The organism is Acidithiobacillus sp. TH-A117 (assembly GCF_057473465.1).
In genome coordinates, this window is record NZ_JBYCKQ010000025.1 from 1 (window position 1) to 19,622 (window position 19,622).

A 19,622-nucleotide genomic window follows, 5' to 3' on the forward strand; every position below is an offset into this window, starting at 1 on the left:
GCTTTTTGGCGCCGCCCCGGGCCATACGAATAACTACCATGTGTTCTCCTTAACCATGTCCTCTCCCACTGGACGGGAGAAAGGCGCGTATCGTAACCAAAAACAAGCTCTAACGGAAGGGTAAACCACCCTTTAACATCGATTTGGGATTCATCCCCAGCAAACGGCTGAGGCCGCGCCCGCCTTTTCCCATTTTTTTGAACATTTTCTGCATCATCTCAAACTGTTTGAGCAGCTTGTTGACCTCTGTCACCGTGGTGCCGGAACCCGCCGCAATGCGCCGCCGCCGCGAGGCTTTGATGATTTCGGGGTGACGCCGTTCACCGGGCGTCATGGAATTGATGATGGCTTCCAGCCGGCGCATGGGTTTGCCATCCTGCATGGCGGCATGAGCCTCGGCGGGGAGCTCGCCCATGCCCGGCAGCTTGTCCATGATGCTCGACATGCCGCCCATTTTTTCCAGTTGCCGCAGTTGCTGGCGAAAGTCTTCCAGATCAAAACCTTTGCCGCTGCGCAGCTTATCGGTCATTTTCTGGGCCTGCTCGACATCCACATCCTGCTGGACCTGCTCCACCAGACTGACGATGTCGCCCATTCCCAAAATCCGCGAAGCCAGACGATCAGGATAAAAAGGCTCCAGACCTTTACGGATTTTTTCACCGATACCGATGAACTTGATGGGTTTGCCGGTAATGGCCCGCACCGACAGGGCCGCCCCGCCCCGGGCGTCACCGTCGGCCTTGGTCAGAATGACACCGGTCAGGGGCAGTGCGTCATTGAAAGCCTTGGCGGTGTTGACCGCATCCTGACCGGTCATGGCGTCCACCACAAAGAGCAGTTCCACGGGTTTGACGGCATTGGTCAGCGCCTGAGCCTCGGCCATCATGGCTTCATCCACATGGAGGCGGCCAGCGGTATCGACAATCAGCACGTCAAACACGCCGCGCTGGGCGGCTTCCGCCGCGTCTTTGGCAATTTGCACCGGCTGCTGGTCGGGACGGGAAGGAAACACCTCCACTTCAATGTCCTTACCCAGATGAGCCAACTGCTCCATGGCCGCCGGGCGATAGACGTCGGTACTGACCATCATGACCCGCTTCTTTTCCTTGTCCTTCAGCCACAGGGCCAGCTTGGCGCTGGTGGTGGTTTTCCCGGAACCCTGCAAACCGGCCAGCAGAATCACCGCTGGCGGGCGGGCGATCAAATCCAGCTTGTCGTTATGAGCACCCATGAGCTTCACCAGCTCGTCGTTGACAATCTTGATGAATACCTGCCCCGGCGACAGGCTTTTGATCACCTCTTCACCCAAGGCCGCCTCGCGCACTTTGTTGATGAAGTCTTTCACCACCGGCAGCGCCACATCGGCTTCCAGCAAAGCCAGACGCACCTCGCGCAGGGCATCGCGAATATTGTCCTCACTCAGACGCCCCTGGCCACGCAGGTTTTTGAAAGTCTGGGTAAGTTTCTGGGTCAGATTGTCAAACATGGGTCCCCCTCATATCAGGGGTGGATTTTGGACTGTCTGGGGCGGGTGTGCAATGGCGGAGCACTTTTGGGAAGCTCAACAGGTCTTGCCTACCAACAGCCTTTCGCCACAACTGACGAAGAGCCATCGCCTCATCCAATCCGCCAAGGCCAAAGCACGAGGCTATCGTACCCACAAGTACTTTATCAGCATGGCCTACCTGATCCTGGGTAAACCGGATCTCAGGCTACCCACTTAAAACAACGAGGAACCAAGAGACTACCAAAAAATCCTATCGAAACAATTGATGGTCATACCATAAAAACAAGGAGTTGCTGGCATGCTTCATTGATGTTTTGCGGGAATCCCGTACAATATTATGCATGCGTACCGAGATCGAGACACTGACCTTTAGTGCTGGTGACGATGTATGCGAAATCGCAACGGACCAACATGCTGCCTGGTGATATTGGAAAGGGGAACTAACATGGAGATACAGGAGATCAATCAGGAGGCGGTAGCTAAGGCTATTGAGGCGGATGCTGGAGAGGCGTTACCGGATTTGCGGCAGGCGCTTTCAGAGGTGGTTGCAGGAATGGGGCGTGTGACAACACCTGCACAAATACTGGTACGCCAGGCGCGTAAAAAATCCTGGCTGACACAATTGGCATTTGCTGAACGAATTGGCACCCCGGTGGCCACGCTCCGCGACTGGGAACAGGGGCGCTTTGCACCACCTGGCGGAGTGCTCTGCCTGCTACGACTGATCATTCGGCACCCAGAATTGTCGGAAGAGTTGGGTGCAGCCTGAGAGCATGTTCAGAGACGCGACAACCAGGCTGACACCGGAGCCCTGTTCAGGCCGAAAAAAGATCCTTACCCGGATAGAACAGCCATAGCACTCGCTTCACTGCCAGAACATTCCTGGCGAAAGTTGCTCCGCCACCCGTGGCAGAGGAATCGCGCAGTGCTGGTTGAGCACATGCCCCTTCTGGGCCGCCTTACAGTTCAGGTCATAGGCTTCGATGGGCAGCGACAGCTTGGCGGCCAGGTCACAGCGGGCTTGATCCTTGCCCGGACAGGTCTGATTGAAACCGAGAATGCTGGCCTGGGACCAGGCGCGGATGGCTGCCAGATTCTGGGCCAGTTGCCTAGGATCTTTTACAAACAGGGCAATCCGGGCACCTTCTTCCGGTGCCCATTGGGTTTTTCCTGAAGGCAGCGAGTAGTAGATCCCGTCCACCAGACCCATGAGTTGCACCTGGCGCTGCCGGTTGACGATTACCAGGGACTGGACCTGGGCATTGTGGGGCTGAAAGCCCCAGACGAGGACGTTACCGTTGGGTAAGGCCATCTGTGGCAGAGGATAGAGGTCCATGCCCTGCTCCAGACGTTGCAGCAGGGGTACTGCCTCTTGCTCATCTTCTATGCGCAGGCCTCCAGCAAATTGCTTCAGGGAGGCTTCGTCAAGGGGGTGGTCGAGGCGTCCTAAGACAGCATGCATCGTCCCAGTCCAACCATCCATCACTTTCAGTATACAGTCTCCATCGCTTCCGCATTGTTGCAGTTGCTTCTCGTAGGACCGATGCTTTTCCAGCAGCTCCTGACATTGCGAAGTCCCTGAGCCGGCCGTGCGTAAAGCACGCTGGTAGGCAACCGTTAAGGTCGAATCCAAAAGCATAAGGTTATCCGTCCATTTCCTCGGCTTGTAGGTACAAATACCCTTCTGCACAGGGGTCAAGGTCTTGGCCTGACATGTGTGGTCAACAATTTTCTGAACATTAGCCGCCAGGGCAGGGCAGTTGGCAGAGGAGTCTGCCGCCATCGCGTTACCACTGAACACTGCGGCGCATACCGCCATAACAAAGAGAGCTTTCCGTATTTGTATCATCATGTATCTCCATCATTTCAATTATCAGGCTATAAGTTTATGCCCAGAAGAAAAGTCGCCGCGTCCGCCACGATAACGGTTCATTAAAAGCCACCCCCTGTTTTTTTGGCGCGCATGGATCACCGCTTTTCGGAAGGGCCCCTTCTTTGATTGCGGCATTCAACATGTCAGATCGTTTCAGAAATCGATCTCTTTTCCATTTTGGATATTTTGGGTCATGGCCCATTTTTTCCCACGCAACCGCCGCCTGTTCCCACTGCCCTTTATAGTAATAAGCAGGAATGCCTGGAATTACTGAATTATATTTCATGTCGGTAAAAGTTGTTTGCACTGCTGCTGGTAAAGACCAAAAATCCAGTTTGGAGTTTTTCTTAAACATTGCTGCGGAGTCTTCGGCGTAACCATGCTGGACTGCCGAAGATAGGAAATGTGATTCGTCCGCCGTTAGACTGGGATATTCGTGGCGAATATTGTAAAAGTCATTAAGCGTTTGCACGGCCTTTTCCCTACGTACACCGGTTTCTTTTCCCATATATACGCCATAAAAATTACCGGGAATCTCTGAAAGAATATCATCGATACCAACCTTGGCTGGCTTCCCGTATTTCTTCTCCTCGATCTCCATGTACCTTCGCAGACCCGACTCGCTTTGTTGACCCAGATCCACCCCCTGCCCAATCGTAATCCCACTGTTTTGCACGGCTGGACACTGTTCCAGTATCACTTTCCCTTGCTTATCTTTAATGACCTTTCCATTCTTATCTTTTTGTTCACACATCATTGGTCCTTCATTGAGACCGGTTCCAGTATTGGCCTTATAGGCACCAGGTATGTAAGCCTCAAACATGTCACCCTCCTGCTGCTTGATAAAAGAGTAAGTCACGCGATCTCCGGGGGTGCATGGGGCAGGTTCGTAACATTTCCTGCCCTTGAATGCCGGATCATGGTCGTAGCCCGGGCAATTACTTGCTAACGCTTGCAAGAGATTCAAACGATCTTGATATTCAAACTCGATGCAATGAACGTCGGCGCCACAAGCGTCTCGTTTCTTTACCCAGGCCTTTTGTTCCCCTTCCTGCGATTCGACATAACAGTTGTGCTCCCCGGAAGCCGAATAATGATTGATGGTATCCCCATAATCGCGATCCATCTGCTTATCCAGTTTTTTCAGTTTGGAATTGTGGCAAACCGCCTTTTCAGTGCTGGTCTTGGCTTTGCTACAATTCACCGCCCAAGCCGACACCGGCATCAGTACAACGGCGGCGAGGATAACTTTTCGTAATCCTTTGGTGTCTTCTACCCACTCCATAAAATACATCGCGCTCCCTCCTTTTCTCTATCAATCGCAGGCAAACTGCAGTGATGGTGGCAGATCCCCTCCATTATCGGGTGAGTTGCTTGACCCGCCGCCATAGGGCGGGATGCCAGGGTCCTGTGGATCTATCGGTTGCAAGCCTCCTTGTTCACCACCACCGCCATTGCCGGCGCTGGGCGGGGTGTAGGTCTCTTTGCCGCCAGGTTGCGGCGCTTGCAATTGGCTGACTGTTTGCAGTCCCGCAATGTGGGTGAAGGGGGTCTGCATACGGTAGGTGGCTTCGGCGTTCAGAGGAAAGGTGTGCAATGCCAGATCCTGCATCCCTTGACTCTCCTGAAAGACTCCCTGACCACCCTGGGCGTTTCCGACCACGCTGCCCTTTCCGGTATTCCGGGAATCGAAACGGGCGAAGAGGTGATCGACGAAGGCAACGATCAAAGGATGGTGGTAGGTCACTTTGATCTTGAGCAGGTTGGCGTCCTGGACACTGAGGCCGCTCTCTGCTAAGTTGGTTTTCCGGTATCCGAGGTGACTTTCGGGAATGCCCCAGCCCCAGTTGCCGCCGGGGGTACTTTGCTGACCGGTTTTGTCATCCAGGGGCAGGCGACCGAACTCCTTGTGATCATGCAGGGCCTCCACCGTGGGGCTGAGGATTTTGATGTCGGCAAGTCTGGCCGCCGCCTCTGCCCTGGCTCGCGCCTTGACCAAATCTCCCAGACTTTGTCCATGGGCATAGAGGGGTGTCAGGCCTTCGGCCAGACCTGCCCGGATGGCTTTCAGATCTCCTCCATGCAAGGCACCCGCCCGGGCGGCATCCTGGGCTGCCACCTCCAGCTGTAAGCGTGCCTGGTACAGGAGACTGATCTGCAGTGTCCCCAGAATCAGCCCCAGCAATACCGGGATGGCCACAAGAAACTCTACCGCCCCCGCACCCTTCTGGCTGGTCACCCTCGATTTCGCATTGGATTCTTTCATCGCTGTCTCCTTCTGCTGCGGGATAAAACGCCACTCCAATCGCTGTCCGGGTTCAAGGCTGGCTTGCAGAATGCCTCCTGCAGCCAGCTCGAGGGTATCCCGCGCCTTGGCTACATTCGGCCAGGCCCATCGCCAGGGTCGCAGCCCCTCGCGCAGGGCCAGGATCCGGCCATCGCCATCGAGCCAGACCAAATCAATGGGAAACCCCATGCCCCAGGTATGCACCGCGCTACAGTGGCGTAACCATAGGGCCTCCTCTTCGCTCAAGCAGCTTTTTCCCAACAACCCCTTGGCGCGAGACCAGGGAGTGCTGGCCAGGCGGGCATCGGGCCAGAGACAATGCGCGTCCCGCCATACACTCCCGGCCTTGCTCATGTGGCCACCTCCTGGACGTATTTCATGTAGATGACAAAGGCCAGAACAATGAAGACAATCGGGAAAATGAACATGACCAGCGGCGCAAGGAGCTTGACCGGAGCTTCGAGGGCCGCTTTTTCGGCGCGCAAAAAGCGTTCTTCCCGACGCTGTTCGGCCTGAGCCTTGAGAACTGGAGCGAGACTGCCACCCCGCTCTTCGGACTGGATGATGGCGGTTACCAAACTACGTAGCTCCTGCATGGCCATGCGCTCACCAAAGCGGCGAAAGGCCTCCACCCGGGGCATTCCGGCACGCAGATCCCGGAGAATGATGCGAAACTCGTTGCGCAGAGGTCCCTCCGGCCCCTTGTCCACAGCAATTTGCAAGGCACCCGTAAGATTCAGCCCTCCCTCCACCATCAAAGTGGTAAAATCCAGATAGACGGGAAGGTCTTTGAGGATGCGCTTTTGCCGCTTTTTGGATTGTTCCACCAGCCAGAGATCGGGGTAGAAGCTGGTGAGGAGCAGCCCCAGCAGGGTGAACTCCCAGCGGAAAATCCCCATGGCGAGATACATCAACAGGGCAAACAGTAATGCAAAAAGTGCCGAGAGGATTTTCAGGGCGAAAAAATCCCGGGGCGTAATCAGATAATTGAGCCCCGCCCGCTGGATTCTGGGGGCACTGCGATAAACCAGACGGTCGGGAATGAAGGTGACCATAGTGGAATCCACAAAACGCACCAGCGGCCAGATTTTTGCCAGCACCCTGGGCAGAGGATCAAAATAGTCCCGGGGCTGTCTCTCCACGGATCGGAGTAGGCTGACAACCCCGTAGATCAACCCGAAAACCAGCATGGCTACCAATAGGGCGACCAGCACATAAGGGAGCTGTCCGGTATCATTGGCAAGAATTTTCAACCCCCGCCCGGCATAAAAGAAAAGCAGTAAAAAGACAAATAGTCCCAAACACAGAAAAGCCGTCAGACGAAGCCAGAACTTACTCATGTTCACACCTCGATGGCGATGATCTTGCGGATCCCCCAGTACCCCAGGAGTTCCAACACGAAAATGATACTCAGCACCGCCCAGCCCTTGACCGTATGAAACAGGGCTCCTGCAGCATCCGGCTCAATCCGCAACAAAGCCACAATGATCAGTATCGGCAAAGCAGTCATGACCAATCCCTGCAGCTTGCCCTGAGAAGTGAGAGCGTGAATTTTCTGTTCCATCATCAGACGCCGACGAACCGTTTCGCCCAGTCTTTGCAGGGTATCGGCGAGGTTTCCCCCCACCTCGCGATTGATACGCAGGGCCGAAACCACCAGATCGAAGTCCTGGGAGCGGACCCGCTCGGCCAGATGGGCTACAGCATCTTCAAAGGGAACTCCCAGGCGCTGCTCTCGCACCACCAGTGAGAGTTCCTGGCTCATGGGCGGACTCAGGTCTTTGGCAAGCCCTTCCAGGGTTTGCCCCAGGTTGGCGCCACCGCGCAGGGCTGAAGCCATCATCAACAGCGTATCGGGGAGCTGATTGTGCAGTAGGGTAAAACGCCTTTTTTTGAGGAATTGCAGGATAAAGCGCGGCGCAACAGCCACCAGTAAAGTCACAAAAACGGTGATGGGCAAAGAGCCCAGCAGTAAATAAGTCAGTAGGGGCAACAAGAACAAGGCAGCCAGATTCAACCGCCACAGCAATGCCGGATCGGCAAAAATGAACATATCCGCCAAATTTCTTCTGGTTTCCTGACGGAAGGATTTTTCCTGGCGAATAGCGACTGCCTGCGATGCATTGAGCAGGAGGTAGGCAAGCACCAGTACCGAGACAAACACCAGGGTAGCAATGATCAACTCAGACGTGCTCATGCTCACTCTCCCGGAAAATACCGATGTCCACCGGCAGGCCCCGTGCCCGCATTTCCTCGTAAAACTCCGGGATGCTCCCATTTGCTCGAAAAACACCCGCAACTCTGCTATCGGCTCCGAAACCTTGCTGCCGATAACTAAATAGCTCCTGCAATTGTATGACGCCGCTTTCGGTTCCCGTGACTTCGACAATGGCCGTAATCTTCCTGGAGCCACAGGAAAAGCGGGTGATCTGGACAATAATATCGATGGCGGAGGCAATCTGTTCCCGAATAGCGGTCAGAGGGAGATCCATCCCGGCCATCATCACCATCACCTCCATGCGGGAGAGCATGTCGCGGGGGCTGTTGGCATGGGCGGTGGTCAGGGAGCCGTCATGACCGGTGTTCATGGCCTGCAACATATCCAGAGCCTCGCCGCCCCGGCATTCGCCCACCACGATACGGTCGGGGCGCATGCGCAGAGCATTGCGCACCAGATCCCGGATGGGAATGGCCCCCTTGCCTTCCACATTGGCCGGGCGCGCTTCCATGGACACCAGATTGGGTTGATAGAGGCGCAGTTCCGCAGCGTCTTCGATGGTCACCACTCGCTCGCGCTCGGGAATGAAATTGGAGAGAACATTGAGCAGCGTAGTTTTTCCTGATCCCGTACCGCCGGAAATCACGACATTTTTCCGCTGCTCGACGGCAATCCGCAAAAAACCGGCCATCCTTGCCTCTAACGAGCCGAAACCAATGAGATCCTCCATCTGCAGGCGCTTTTTACTGAACTTCCGGATGGTGATATTGGCCCCCTTCAAGGCCACTGGCGGGATGACCGCGTTGACGCGGGAGCCATCGTGCAACCGGGCATCCACCAGGGGCGAACTTTCGTCGATACGCCGACCAATGGGCGCCACGATCCGGTCGATGATGTGGCGCACTGCCTGTTCACTGCTGAACACTGTCGATGCTGGTTCAAGTTTCCCTTTTCGCTCGATGAAGACCTCATCGTAGCGGTTGACCATGATTTCCGTGACCGATTCATCAGCCAACAGGTCCTCCAGAGGACCAAGGCCCACTGCTTCGTCCACCACTTCGCGGATCAGGCGCTCGCGATCCAGCTCGGTAGGTAGACGCATGCCTTGCAAAACCTCCGTCGCCAGGCCAGCAACCATCTTTTGCAGCTCTTCTCGCTTCATGGCACTCAAGTCCATTCGGCGCAAATCCATCTGCCCCCGCAAGCGCTCCTGGACAACCTGCCGCCACTGCATCCATTGCGGGTCTACCATAGACGCTTGCTGCGGTTCTGGCTGATCCGGTATTGCTGTCACCGGTGTTGGAAACGCCACTCCGGGATCGACCAGTGCACCGGCCATTTCTTGCCTTAATACGGCGGGAGGCGGCATCAAATCTGCATCAGCAGAATGCTGAACGATCCGTATGTGGATGCCAGCCACCTCCATCAAATCGCGCGGGGAAAGAGGACCATACCATTTCACCTTTTCTCCATTGACGCTGACGGCGGTCAAAGCTCCCACAGCCTCAACATAGGGGCCATCTTCGCGCTGCACGATACGGGCATGTTCCTTGGCCACATTCCAGCCTTCCAGACGTAAATGGGCCTGGGATGAACGACCAATAAGGCAGATCTCCGCATGCGCGCGCACTTCCAGAGGACCTTGTTTGGGATGTTCGGCGATCACCTGGAACATGTTTTACTCCGATACCGTGGGTGCTGCGGGTTGCGTGTTGACCAAAGGAAGCTGCGGCTTGATAGTCGGAATCGCCTGGGTTTCGGGGTATGGCTGTTTGGACCCAAGCGTCTCATCCACCGCGCTTCGGGTGGCGGAGTCTTTGGGTAGTGATTTTTTATATTCATTCTTCAAAAGCACTGCCCGCGAAACCTGACGGATATTCTCCAGGGAAGCCGGGGTGACTACGCGTGGTGTCACGAGAATCACCAAATCGGTATTGCCGGATTTAAAGTTTGTTGACTTGAAAAGATTCCCGAGAATAGGAATGTCTCCCAACCAGGGAAGTTTGGAGACAGCATTAGCGGTCTTGGGATTGACCAGTCCAGATATCACCATGGTCTGACCATCACCCACATTAATATCGGCTTCACTACGGCGAACCACAAAACCCGGCACACTCAGGCCATTGAGAACCACGCTGGTACTGGGATCGATATCGGAAACCTCGGCCTTGACGTGCATGGTGATATCGTTGTGATCATCGACCTGGGGTTTAAAATTCAGCTGGATACCATAATCCTTGTAGGTCACATTCTGAAATGCGGCATTACCTGTGGACAATGCCTGTAGAATGGGGATTTGTCCGCCCGCCAGAAACCGGGTTTCACCGCCGCTACGGGCGCTGAGCAGCGGATTGGCGATTTCATAAGCATCGCCATTGCTCAGTGCGAAATTGATTTTGGACAACATCCCGCTGATGATGCCTACGTTCCACCCTCCCGCCAGCGGACGGGCCAGATTGGCTACATCGATGGCACCATTGAGAATATCGGGAGGGGTAATCCGAATTCCGGTGCCCGCCACCGGCGGCTGGGTAATATCCTGTCCGAGCGGCGTATAGGGCACATTGCCGGGACCCACAAAATCTTTGCCATAACCCACAAATGGACCGGCAATCTGCTTGCTCCAATCCACGCCAAAATTCTCCAGACTATTTTTTTTAACCTCCAGAATATTCACATCCAGCCAAACCATTTTTTCCATCTTGAAGGGCACCTTGCTCGCCAAAATGAGGGTTTTTGGATACAGGCTTTTCAATTGCACAATCCGACCAACGAGTTCTTCGGGCAGATTCTTGCCGTCAACCACTACATGATCACCCACAATTCTGACTCGGACATCTTTTTGATCCGCGCCCAGCAAATCGCGCATTTGCGATGCAGCCTGACCAATATCCTTAGGTGCTACCAGAACCCGATAAGCATCTTCACTGCCATCCTTGAACCAGATCCGCAGGCTGGTTTCTCCGGCTGCCTCACCCAGCAACAGTAATTCTTTGCCATCAATCATGGTGGTGCTGAGCACTTTGCCATTTCCCACGGCAACCCGCTTGACAGACTTACTGGAAAGCACCTTCACCTCCCCGGCGTAGAGGTCAATGCTTGGGTCAGCCGGATCATCAGCCAGCGCCAACGGACTGGTGGAGAGCAGCAAGCCTGCCAGGGTACCAGGGCGCAAGGTGGACCGAATGATGCTTGGTAAACGCATGTAGCCATCCTTTTCAGTAGAATGAAGAATCGGGGAACTCTTTGACGGGTGAAAAGGCTTTATCCACCCGGGGAAGCCCCGGTAGTCTGCGGACTCAAGCCAGTGGGATATGCCGCGCTGGAATTGGCCATGCCGGTGTTGTCCACGAGACGCCGCAGGTTTTGCAGCTCGGTCCTGCTGCTCCAACCCCTGTCGACATGACCGATGATGTATTCAATGGTATCAGCCGTGTAGAGATCTTTTTCCGGAGGCTTTCTGGGTCCCGGGTTCTCTTTCACGCGATAAGCCTTGACAGGCACGGCAACCTGCGATCCGTGCCCACGAAGAACCAGCATCAGCTCGCCCATTTTTTTGGCCAACGCCAGTCTCTCGATCTGCACGGGACTCAGCTCGATGGTCACGGTGCTAAATTGGTTGGCTTGACCCGTCTGGGCAGGATCGTTGTTGATATTCGCTGCCGAATCTTCTGCCACGGTCCGGGTGCCGGTAGCAATAATTTTCAGGTCATGTTCGATGTAACGAACAGTCTCCCCGGGGGACTTATCCTCTGAAACCGGCAAGGCGTCCGGAATCCCAAGGTTCTTTCCACCGGTGGAGAACCACAGCACGTCCACATGGTCCCCCGGCTGCAACATACCGTCCATGGTGCTGACATTGTCGACGGTAAATGTCATGGCCAACTTATGGGGATCAATTAAATCTGCCAATGTCCGACGCCCGCTCAGATAAGACTGCAAAATGGGGCGTCCCTGAATCAACGCCATATTGACACGATGTCCGGCAAAACGGTCGAATGCTTCGGGTGTAATAATGTCCTCTGGAGCCGTATCCGCAGGGATAGACCGCGCCGCCACCATGGAAAGATCCAGAATGCTCCCCACGGGAATGTCGTGATTGGGTACAACCACTTGCACAGTACTTTCCTGATGCTGATTGAGCAGTCGCTGCAAGGCAGCACTCTCCCTGGATTTGAGGGTCACGACGGCCAGATAAGCGGCACCGAGCCCTGCCAATACTGCAAGAGCCAGGATCAACCATCCGGTCAGAGTCCGTGCTGTTTTTTTCTGAATGCTAGCGGGTTCAAAATCAGTGGGGACCTGGGTATCCACAATCACTCCTAGGGCAGGTGTCAGGGCAGAACGGGCTGGGATTCGGCAGCAGAAAAGTCTTTGTAAAAACCGCGCAATGCCTCGGACAACTGGGTCAAAACCGAGGCATGATCGGATGTTTTTCCAGGTACGATAGAGGGGATCGGTGCTAATAATATAAAGACAACAGCCAACGCCACGATCAAATATTCCATCATGGCCTGCCCTTCTTCCCGATTCGGGGAATCACTGTGCAAAAATGGCCTGCAAAACATACTGGCTGCCTCCTTCTTATTCGTGCTTTTGCCAAACCAATACCGCTTGACTGCCACCCATGTTGAGAGACGAAAAAGCCAGATCCAGAGACTCCTGAGCCTTCTGCACGGAAAGTCGATTGATTCTTTTACTCAGCGCCCCGCTTACCTGCCATTTGTCCATCGTCGCCTCTCTCAGAAAAAAACTACGGAGCTGCGCCACGCTCAAACTGCTACGCAACAGCTCTACCCGTCCGTGCAGGGAGCCATCCTGCGTTTCCAGATCGGAAACGAGCTGAGTCTGGCCGGGCAGGGCCAAGATGGGAGCGAGTGTTTCGGGCTTAACGTCCAGGTTCAGGACCGAACTTTCACCCACGATACGCCCCCCCTCTATACGCCACTTGACCGTTTGGGAATAGGGCGCGTCCAGGCAAGACCAAAGATGCTTGCTGCCAAGTGAAGTCTGCCGAAAACTCCCTCCTTCTTGCCGGCAACTACGATCCATCTCTCGCTGGAAATCTTCTTCCCGACTTACCCCGCCGAGGAACGCTATCCGTATGGGCATCCCATTGAGTCGCATTTCCTGGGCCACCTGATGGCTGAAAAAGCCATCGGGTAAGGGCCAAAGGGGAAGATCCGCAGCCCAGACCGGAGTACAGAGCAGCGTAAGAAGCAGCCAGGGCCAACGAATTTGTCCCATGCCTCATGGACCCTGGTAGGACGGAATCCGGGACTTGGGCTGGAGCCGATCGCCAAACTGCTGTTCCGGATCGATTTTGATCCCGAATTTATCCGGGTCATTGTGGAACTTCATGAACTCACTGAAGAGTCCGCCGTTGAATACGTCCAAGGGCAAACCCGCGATGTAGAGAGCCCATCCGGCTCCCCAAAAACCCGCCTTGGTTTTGGCGAGGGCTTCTTGCTGCTTCATGAAACCATTGCGCTGGAGAGATTCCTCCTCGCGCGGGCCATTGGCGGACCAGGGGTCCGTAAGGACTGCCGCTTGGGCGGTAAATTTCAAGGGGTCCTGCAGGCCCACTTCGGCAAAAAGCCGCTGCGGGACGCCGGCGGCCGTCACGCTTACAGTAGCTACGGTAGGGCCAGTCATTTTCATGGGATTCCCGGTAATCTTGTTCAGGGCGTTCATGACCCCGCCTGTCCAGCCGCCTTTGAAGCCCTCCTCCTGGGTTGCCACCTGAATGTTTTTCTCCCGCTTCACCAGCAAGGGCTGACCATCATGTTTGCGCAGCAGGGGTTCCCGGCTGGAACCGCTAGCCATTTGCGCGGGGCTGGCGCCGCCCGTCACCGCCGTCAGGCGCTCATTGCGGCCGCCAAAAAAGCGGATGGACACCTCATTCTGCAGATCTGCGTCGGATTTCAGAGCTGTCCAGCTCCGGCCCTGGGGTGGTGCAGTCCGGGAAACGACCCTTTCCCAGGCAGCGTAACGGGCCGCCTCGATGCTGCGATCCTGAAGATAGCCCCACTTACCCACATAGACACCCATAAGCAGGAGAGGAACCAGTACAAAACCGGCTACCACTACCAACTCCACCAGTGACTGGCCAGCTTCCTGACGCATCTTTCCACCGGCAGGAGGCATCGGGCATGCCCCGCAGGGGCCGGTTCTACGACCCACGCGACTTCTCCTGTTCTGCTGATGATTCATCGCCTTCCCCCTAGCTCCACAATGAAGAAAGGAATTCGCGGACTTCTTTGCCACCCCGGCGCGCCAAATCCGCCATCTTCTGGTAACCAGCGTCAATCAAGGCAGCTTGGGCATCGATCCAGCCATCTATATGCAGACCAAGACGGTGGGTAATGTCCTTCATCATGCTGGCCCACTGCTCCGCGAAGCCCGAGCGTCGTAACTGCTCCGCAACGTCCGCCGCCTCGTCCAATGCATCAGCTTGCGTCGCAAGGGCCTTTTGGGCCTGGGGGGCGTCCCGCCAGATCTCCTTTTGCACCTGAGTCTCTTCGGCCTTGCGCAAGGCTGCTATCTGTTGTGTTGTCATGTGCCGTTCGCGGGCCAGGCGCTCATCCACATGGGCATTGGTAAACGGCTCGGTCTTTTTTCCGAGAGGAATATTGGAGGTTTGTACAATATATCCAAAGGTGAGATCGGCAGGCTGCCATCTTTCTCCAGTTTTGAGGTTGGCCTTGTCCAGCCAGTCCTTGCCAAAATCATCGGTGACCAGACAATGGAGGGACCAATGTGTCAAAGGGTTTTGGGTATCCCCTTTTTCATCGTCCTCGTCAAGGTTATCCGCCGTGACCATGGCTTCATTGGCGACATTGGGTGTTATCCTCTGCTCCAGCAGGGTAAGCGAGTCGCCACCCACATATCCGTGCGAATTGCGCAACTCTGTATCGGATGCCTGATATCCACGCTCCCCCGACAACTGCAAGACAGCTTGGCGGATCTGTTTGGGGCTCGCGGTACTAACAAAATTTATGACGCGCATAAACCCCTGCATCTGGCTTTTATTCCCATGGAAATACTCGTAAAAGGAGATCTGAAGGACTTTCCAGCTCCTTGTGCCTATGGGCGCGAACAACAGTCCTTGCAGGGCGAGCTTGGCCTGCATTGCCTGAGGGGAGAGCACAAAATCGTGGAGATCATCGCTCCAACGGATCCCATGGGGAGTAACACCTGAATCCAAGGCAGAACAGTTCCGTAATGACTCGTTGAAATGTTTCTCCATCCAGGCGAAGGAGGGGCCGGTGCCTGTGGCGAGGTCCAACTTGGCACCCGAAGCATCCCAGGCACGGGTACGGCTAAAGTCCATGGTTCTGCCCTGCCACGCGTCCAAAAATACACTCGAATTTTTCCGGGCCAGGGCATCGGCTGCCGGATAGGGGTCTCCAAAACCCTTGGATTCCACATGGGTGGAGGCCTTGGACGCCGGCGTCGGGTCATCATTGGCCCAGGCCGCACCGGAGATGCACAGGCAAAGGAACAAGAGAGGGAGCTGTGTTTTCATTGGGCTGCGCATCAGCTTTGGCTACTGATTGCCAGGATCGAAGTCTTTTCCGCAGCAGATAGATCGACCAGTCGAGTGCTCCAGAAGGGACTAAAAAGGTTGGCCCGCTCATCAAGGCCGTCCCCCCGGGGCCAAAGTGCATCGGGGCGGCGGAAATAAACCTGGGCGGCAGCTGCGGCACGGACGCCTTCGTTACCTCCTCTACCTGCTCCATTGGTATCGAGACGCATACCCATCCAGCCCAGACTGGGTTTCTTACCGCCGTCGGTGGGATCGGCGCTGATCCCCAGGGCGGTGACGGAATCCTTTACCTTTTTCGTTGGCAGGCTGACCAAGACGATGTACTTGGGAGCCGTGTCGGCCATGTCGCCTTGTTTATCCACCCGTTTCTTCCAGGCTAGATCGCGATACTCGGCGATACCCCTCTGAGCCTGCCTAATTGCCCCTCGTCCAACCCCAAGAGGATCAATAGTCGTATCGGTAGACACCCTATCGCGGTCATCCCGTACGACCTTGTCTATGCCATCCTGGTCAGACCACGCCCCTATGTATACTGGCTTACTTGGCCACTGAACCGATTTGTCGATTGCCTGTGGTTCTACAAACGCATCTTTCCAACCCTGCCAGCGCAACAAATCACTTTGATAATAAAAGAATTCTGAGGTCCCAGCGGGCCTAGGCAGGGACCAGGCGCCACCCCAGCCCCAGCTCTTGTTGTAAGTGGTCTTTTTCCCGCCAAAAAGAATCTTCTCCCTATACCATACCCGGGTGTGAACAGTATCGGCGGCAGACCAAATGTAGTTTCCATCCTCACCCTGGACAAGCTGTGTACCGCCATGCTTGTGACTTTCGATACCCGCCACGTACAAACTAATATCCAACAAGCTCGGGGAGCCGAACCCATGGTCACGATTGGCGGTAAAGGGCTGCATCCCCTGATTGATCATACTGGCCATACGAGCCCGTCCGCCGGGGTCGCTACCGATGGGATCCGCATGACCGCCCCAAGTGGTGACAAAGTTCCTCCGCTCTGCCCAGTAATCCAACGCGGTTGCGGGGTAAGCGATGACCTCGGCACCAGGGGCATTGAGATCGACCATCTGGTTCACGGTTTCCTGTACTGCACCATGGGGAGTGGAAACGCCAAGCGTCAAGTTGAAAGCTTGCTGTGCTCCGGCATAGGCAGCGTCCATGGTATTGGCGACAGGGAGAAACGCTTTGGCATAGAGCACCCCTGCGCCGTAGTTGGGATCACCCACCGCCTTCGAACTCGTTTTTATGGCCTTCTGCCACGCTTGGATGGCTGACGCTATGCCGGACCCCACATAAGGGATAAATTTCGAGACATCTTTTATCTTCCCCAGAACTTCCTGGATGTTATCCCCAGTCCTGTAGGCATACCTCGACCACGACAGGATGGAGACAGCCTGGCCGATGGCCACTTCATTGGCGAGCATGGCCCTGTTGAGGTAAGCGTCGAGATTCATCTGCCGGGCCTGTAGCTCCATGGCACTGAAGGCTGCGGCGTCAGCGGCGTTCTGGACTCGTAGTTTGTTGGCGGTGATCTGGCCGGTATTAAAAACCAACAACGTCGCAACAATAGCAGTGGGGATAAGGAGCAAGGCGAAAAGGGCAGCTTGGCCGGATTCTCGTCTTGATTTAGATCGTACCGGGGGCTGCAGCTTTTGAGCCATCCGAAAAAACTTAGCGTAATTCATGCGCCCCCCAACCTGCATCGTTAAATAATTTGGCAAATTTCTGAGATTTCTATTTGCAAATCAACGTCGCCTTATTCAGATAAGAAACATATTTATTTCTCCTCTGAAAAAGACGGCCTCCGAAGTGACCGCCCTAAACTCAGCAACTATTTACTACCGCTGCCGGCGCTGGCCAGCTCTTTAGAAGAACTGTAATCCCCCATTGTCTTTGGCTTCGTACCCAGGCTCGTAGCACTGCTGGCTGTACCTTGAGCATTACTCACATTTTGACCGGAATCCTTGCCAGCCAACTCTGCCGCAATCCCAGCCACTTGATGCCGCATGGTCTGTCCAAAGAACGAAAACACAGCGATAGCTGAAATAGCGATCAAGGCCACCACAATCAGATACTCGGTCATACCCTGACCCTGTTGACGACGTAACTTCTTGGTTTCCATTATTTCCATAGCCCACCTCCATGTGTGAAAAAACCAACCTTGCTTTTGCAAGACTTTTAGAAAAGTCCACCCACCAGATTACTGACCGCACGATGAATCTGATAATGGAGCTCTGACTGGGCGGCATCGACTGCGGTATTGGCCACATCATTGGCTGGCCTTGGCAATATATTGGAATTACTTGTGGTTTTTGCTGAGTCTACTTGTCCAGGTGCGGTCATAGCTGGCGCCTGAAGAGCGACTTTTGCCTGTGGACTTAGCGCTGCCGAATCGGAGGCCACAGGGGCAAAACCGGGTGTTAGATTGACCACTTCCACTCGTCGATTCTGAGCCCGCCCCGTCTCAGTCGCGTTGCTGGCCACAGGCTGGGTGGCCCCCAGACCCCGGGTAGCCACCTGGGCCGCCGGCACGCCCAGGCTAATGAGGGCTGCCTTGACGGACGCCGCCCGCTGCGCCGACAGCTCTTGATTGAAATCTGGACTACCCACGGCATCGGTATGGCCATCCAGGCCGATGCGCCAGTTGGGATGGTTCCGTAGAACTTGAGCCAGTTGCCGAACTTGGGCCGTAGCGTCGGGGCGCAAGGTGGCCTTGTTGAAATCAAAAGGCAGGTGCATGGCGAAGTGGCCCTGCTGATCCAGGGCCTGTCCCATAGCCGCCGCAGTCAGTAGCTCCGTGCCTTGCACCAATCCTGTCTGCATGGGTTTGGTCTGGACGGCGTAGATTTTTGTTGCGCCATAGCCATTGTAGACATTGCCAGGACCACCCACCCAGAGATAGACCCAGGTCTGTGCACCATTGGTCGAGTCGAGCCGGGCGGTGAGCATCCGGCCATCATGATTGCTAAAAAATGTCCCGAAATCTTGGCCTGATGTGGGCCATATGGGGTTATGCTCTGTTCCAACGTTTCCATGACCGTCGACACTGCATCGATCTCCGGCGCACTGCCACAATACATGAAAACCCTCGTTTTCCAGGGTCTGCCGGTAATTACTCATAATTTCCAAGGCAGATCGATCTTTGGGGGTGTCGTAATCGATATATATCACCTGCCCTTCTACTGATTGCGATCGAATTGGAGAAACTCCCCTGGATGAGTTTGTTTGATCATTTTCCCGAAAGATTCCCAGCGGCATATTCACTTCGTCATATTGGCGAGTGACATATTTTTCCATGCTGGAACCCGGGTAACGCTGCAAAAACGGTAAATCCGTCCCAGGCTCGCTGGCCTGCACTACGCTCCACGATCCCGAGGCAAGAAAAGCAACAGAAATAATCAGCAAGTATTTTTTCATGCATCACTCCATATTTTTGTTGAAACTTTTTCTTTGGTGCGCCAACCATAGGCAGTTCATCAACTCAGCATTACCTTTTGCACCAAAGAGTCTTCCCAACCGGGCCATCCGGGAGCGTACTTTACTGACAGTCCAGCCAAGCGCCATGGCAAGTTCGCCACCCCGCTTGCCCAGTAGAAGCATTCGGGCCAGCCGCCTGTCATCAGCATCCAGAGGAGGAATAAAAGGCACTTTGGTCATTACCTGAGAAACCAGAGAACGGATTTCAGGCCAGGGCAAGTCATCGCCCGCAGGCACACGAAACTCGATTTCGGCGATAAGTCGCCGCTTCGTCCGGAGAAGCCGGGAATAGAACAATCGATTTCCATCCGCATGAATATGGAAATGCTCTTCGGAATGCTGTTGGAAACGCGCCCATGCCCGCAATTCAGCCGAGAGCACTCCCCAACGGGCTTGCGGATAACGCCACCAAGGCAACAAAAGCGCTGTAGAAGCCTGGTACGAACACACATAAATCCGTGCATTCTTCAGCCAGGAAAAACCGTTTACCCTAAAAGGTAAGTAGGCGTACTTACCCCTGGGTACCTGAATAGTCATCGTCCTTATTGCAGGTTCTTCTGCCCTGGTATGGGACAAAGAAATCGGCGCAATTAACCGTAAAAAGGCATTCTCCATGCCGCACGCTCCCTCTCTGCGGGGTATTCCCCGTCTCGAAAAGGACGATAACAAACAAATATTACAATATGAAGAAGATGGGAA

The 19,622-nt window shown here is 54.9% G+C and carries 19 protein-coding genes; 2 read left to right on the plus strand and 17 right to left on the minus strand.

Annotation, left to right across the window (positions count from 1 at the left end; all coding sequences use genetic code 11):
- Window positions 1-109 precede the first annotated feature (109 nt).
- The gene (gene ffh / locus AC2VLR_RS05625; RefSeq protein WP_486881234.1) at window positions 110-1,486 is read right to left on the minus strand and encodes a signal recognition particle protein; all 1,377 of its coding nucleotides are present in this window, start codon (window positions 1,484-1,486) and stop codon (window positions 110-112) included.
- A 52-nt stretch (window positions 1,487-1,538) separates the two neighbouring features.
- Between ffh and AC2VLR_RS05630 the strand changes: the two genes are divergently transcribed.
- A complete protein-coding gene (locus AC2VLR_RS05630) occupies window positions 1,539-1,724 on the plus strand; it encodes a hypothetical protein (RefSeq protein WP_486881269.1) in 186 nt (61 codons plus the stop codon).
- A 228-nt stretch (window positions 1,725-1,952) separates the two neighbouring features.
- Window positions 1,953-2,276 (plus strand): helix-turn-helix domain-containing protein, encoded by a 324-nt coding sequence (locus AC2VLR_RS05635; RefSeq protein ID WP_486881235.1) that lies wholly within the window; start codon window positions 1,953-1,955, stop codon window positions 2,274-2,276.
- Window positions 2,277-2,372: 96 nt separating this feature from the next.
- Here the strand turns inward: AC2VLR_RS05635 and AC2VLR_RS05640 are convergent, their stop codons facing one another.
- From AC2VLR_RS05640 to AC2VLR_RS05715, 16 genes are all read right to left on the minus strand, one after another.
- The gene (locus AC2VLR_RS05640) at window positions 2,373-2,969 is read right to left on the minus strand and encodes a hypothetical protein (RefSeq protein WP_486881236.1); all 597 of its coding nucleotides are present in this window, start codon (window positions 2,967-2,969) and stop codon (window positions 2,373-2,375) included.
- A gap of 424 nt (window positions 2,970-3,393) precedes the next feature.
- Window positions 3,394-4,665 carry a hypothetical protein gene (locus tag AC2VLR_RS05645; RefSeq protein WP_486881237.1) on the minus strand — a complete coding sequence of 424 codons (1,272 nt, stop codon included), beginning with the start codon at window positions 4,663-4,665 and terminating at the stop codon, window positions 3,394-3,396.
- Window positions 4,666-4,695: 30 nt separating this feature from the next.
- On the minus strand, window positions 4,696-6,021 hold the full coding sequence (locus AC2VLR_RS05650; protein ID WP_486881238.1) for a DUF192 domain-containing protein: 1,326 nt from the start codon (window positions 6,019-6,021) through the stop codon (window positions 4,696-4,698).
- Window positions 6,018-7,007, minus strand: coding sequence for a type II secretion system F family protein (locus tag AC2VLR_RS05655; protein WP_486881239.1), 990 nt, complete (start codon window positions 7,005-7,007; stop codon window positions 6,018-6,020). The genes AC2VLR_RS05650 and AC2VLR_RS05655 overlap by 4 nt, the downstream gene beginning before the upstream one ends.
- Before the next feature lie 2 nt (window positions 7,008-7,009).
- Window positions 7,010-7,864, minus strand: coding sequence for a type II secretion system F family protein (locus tag AC2VLR_RS05660; RefSeq protein ID WP_486881240.1), 855 nt, complete (start codon window positions 7,862-7,864; stop codon window positions 7,010-7,012).
- Window positions 7,851-9,560 (minus strand): TadA family conjugal transfer-associated ATPase, encoded by a 1,710-nt coding sequence (locus tag AC2VLR_RS05665; RefSeq protein ID WP_486881241.1) that lies wholly within the window; start codon window positions 9,558-9,560, stop codon window positions 7,851-7,853. Before AC2VLR_RS05665 ends, AC2VLR_RS05660 begins: the two co-directional genes overlap by 14 nt.
- Before the next feature lie 3 nt (window positions 9,561-9,563).
- Window positions 9,564-11,090, minus strand: a complete 1,527-nt coding sequence (locus AC2VLR_RS05670) for a type II and III secretion system protein family protein (RefSeq protein ID WP_486881242.1) — start codon at window positions 11,088-11,090, stop codon at window positions 9,564-9,566.
- Window positions 11,091-11,149: 59 nt separating this feature from the next.
- The gene (gene cpaB, locus AC2VLR_RS05675) at window positions 11,150-12,199 is read right to left on the minus strand and encodes a Flp pilus assembly protein CpaB (RefSeq protein ID WP_486881243.1); all 1,050 of its coding nucleotides are present in this window, start codon (window positions 12,197-12,199) and stop codon (window positions 11,150-11,152) included.
- A 20-nt stretch (window positions 12,200-12,219) separates the two neighbouring features.
- The gene (locus AC2VLR_RS05680) at window positions 12,220-12,396 is read right to left on the minus strand and encodes a hypothetical protein (protein WP_486881244.1); all 177 of its coding nucleotides are present in this window, start codon (window positions 12,394-12,396) and stop codon (window positions 12,220-12,222) included.
- Between the two features lie 73 nt (window positions 12,397-12,469).
- Window positions 12,470-13,132, minus strand: a complete 663-nt coding sequence (locus AC2VLR_RS05685) for a hypothetical protein (protein WP_486881245.1) — start codon at window positions 13,130-13,132, stop codon at window positions 12,470-12,472.
- 3 nt (window positions 13,133-13,135) lie between these two features.
- Window positions 13,136-14,011 carry a hypothetical protein gene (locus tag AC2VLR_RS05690; RefSeq protein WP_486881246.1) on the minus strand — a complete coding sequence of 292 codons (876 nt, stop codon included), beginning with the start codon at window positions 14,009-14,011 and terminating at the stop codon, window positions 13,136-13,138.
- A gap of 97 nt (window positions 14,012-14,108) precedes the next feature.
- Window positions 14,109-15,413, minus strand: coding sequence for a hypothetical protein (locus tag AC2VLR_RS05695; protein WP_486881247.1), 1,305 nt, complete (start codon window positions 15,411-15,413; stop codon window positions 14,109-14,111).
- 11 nt (window positions 15,414-15,424) lie between these two features.
- Window positions 15,425-17,131, minus strand: coding sequence for a pilus assembly protein TadG-related protein (locus AC2VLR_RS05700; RefSeq protein WP_486881248.1), 1,707 nt, complete (start codon window positions 17,129-17,131; stop codon window positions 15,425-15,427).
- Window positions 17,132-17,277: 146 nt separating this feature from the next.
- On the minus strand, window positions 17,278-17,577 hold the full coding sequence (locus AC2VLR_RS05705; protein ID WP_486881249.1) for a pilus assembly protein: 300 nt from the start codon (window positions 17,575-17,577) through the stop codon (window positions 17,278-17,280).
- Window positions 17,578-17,624: 47 nt separating this feature from the next.
- Window positions 17,625-18,863, minus strand: a complete 1,239-nt coding sequence (locus AC2VLR_RS05710) for an OmpA family protein (protein ID WP_486881250.1) — start codon at window positions 18,861-18,863, stop codon at window positions 17,625-17,627.
- Window positions 18,864-18,866: 3 nt separating this feature from the next.
- A complete protein-coding gene (locus AC2VLR_RS05715) occupies window positions 18,867-19,538 on the minus strand; it encodes a hypothetical protein (RefSeq protein ID WP_486881251.1) in 672 nt (223 codons plus the stop codon).
- Between the last annotated feature and the right edge of the window lie 84 nt (window positions 19,539-19,622).

Coding starts and splice junctions, on each gene's coding strand:
- AC2VLR_RS05680 (WP_486881244.1), bottom strand. CDS start 12,396: ATGATGGAATATTTGATCGTGGCGTTGGCTGTTGTCTTTATATTATTA.
- AC2VLR_RS05635 (WP_486881235.1), top strand. CDS start 1,953: ATGGAGATACAGGAGATCAATCAGGAGGCGGTAGCTAAGGCTATTGAG.
- AC2VLR_RS05685 (WP_486881245.1), bottom strand. CDS start 13,132: ATGGGACAAATTCGTTGGCCCTGGCTGCTTCTTACGCTGCTCTGTACT.
- AC2VLR_RS05660 (WP_486881240.1), bottom strand. CDS start 7,864: ATGAGCACGTCTGAGTTGATCATTGCTACCCTGGTGTTTGTCTCGGTA.
- AC2VLR_RS05700 (WP_486881248.1), bottom strand. CDS start 17,131: ATGAATTACGCTAAGTTTTTTCGGATGGCTCAAAAGCTGCAGCCCCCG.
- AC2VLR_RS05665 (WP_486881241.1), bottom strand. CDS start 9,560: ATGTTCCAGGTGATCGCCGAACATCCCAAACAAGGTCCTCTGGAAGTG.
- AC2VLR_RS05710 (WP_486881250.1), bottom strand. CDS start 18,863: ATGAAAAAATACTTGCTGATTATTTCTGTTGCTTTTCTTGCCTCGGGA.
- AC2VLR_RS05650 (WP_486881238.1), bottom strand. CDS start 6,021: ATGAGCAAGGCCGGGAGTGTATGGCGGGACGCGCATTGTCTCTGGCCC.
- AC2VLR_RS05695 (WP_486881247.1), bottom strand. CDS start 15,413: ATGAAAACACAGCTCCCTCTCTTGTTCCTTTGCCTGTGCATCTCCGGT.
- AC2VLR_RS05690 (WP_486881246.1), bottom strand. CDS start 14,011: ATGCGTCAGGAAGCTGGCCAGTCACTGGTGGAGTTGGTAGTGGTAGCC.
- ffh (WP_486881234.1), bottom strand. CDS start 1,486: ATGTTTGACAATCTGACCCAGAAACTTACCCAGACTTTCAAAAACCTG.
- AC2VLR_RS05705 (WP_486881249.1), bottom strand. CDS start 17,577: ATGGAAATAATGGAAACCAAGAAGTTACGTCGTCAACAGGGTCAGGGT.
- AC2VLR_RS05630 (WP_486881269.1), top strand. CDS start 1,539: ATGGCGGAGCACTTTTGGGAAGCTCAACAGGTCTTGCCTACCAACAGC.
- AC2VLR_RS05645 (WP_486881237.1), bottom strand. CDS start 4,665: ATGGAGTGGGTAGAAGACACCAAAGGATTACGAAAAGTTATCCTCGCC.
- AC2VLR_RS05670 (WP_486881242.1), bottom strand. CDS start 11,090: ATGCGTTTACCAAGCATCATTCGGTCCACCTTGCGCCCTGGTACCCTG.
- AC2VLR_RS05715 (WP_486881251.1), bottom strand. CDS start 19,538: ATGGAGAATGCCTTTTTACGGTTAATTGCGCCGATTTCTTTGTCCCAT.
- AC2VLR_RS05655 (WP_486881239.1), bottom strand. CDS start 7,007: ATGAGTAAGTTCTGGCTTCGTCTGACGGCTTTTCTGTGTTTGGGACTA.
- AC2VLR_RS05640 (WP_486881236.1), bottom strand. CDS start 2,969: ATGCATGCTGTCTTAGGACGCCTCGACCACCCCCTTGACGAAGCCTCC.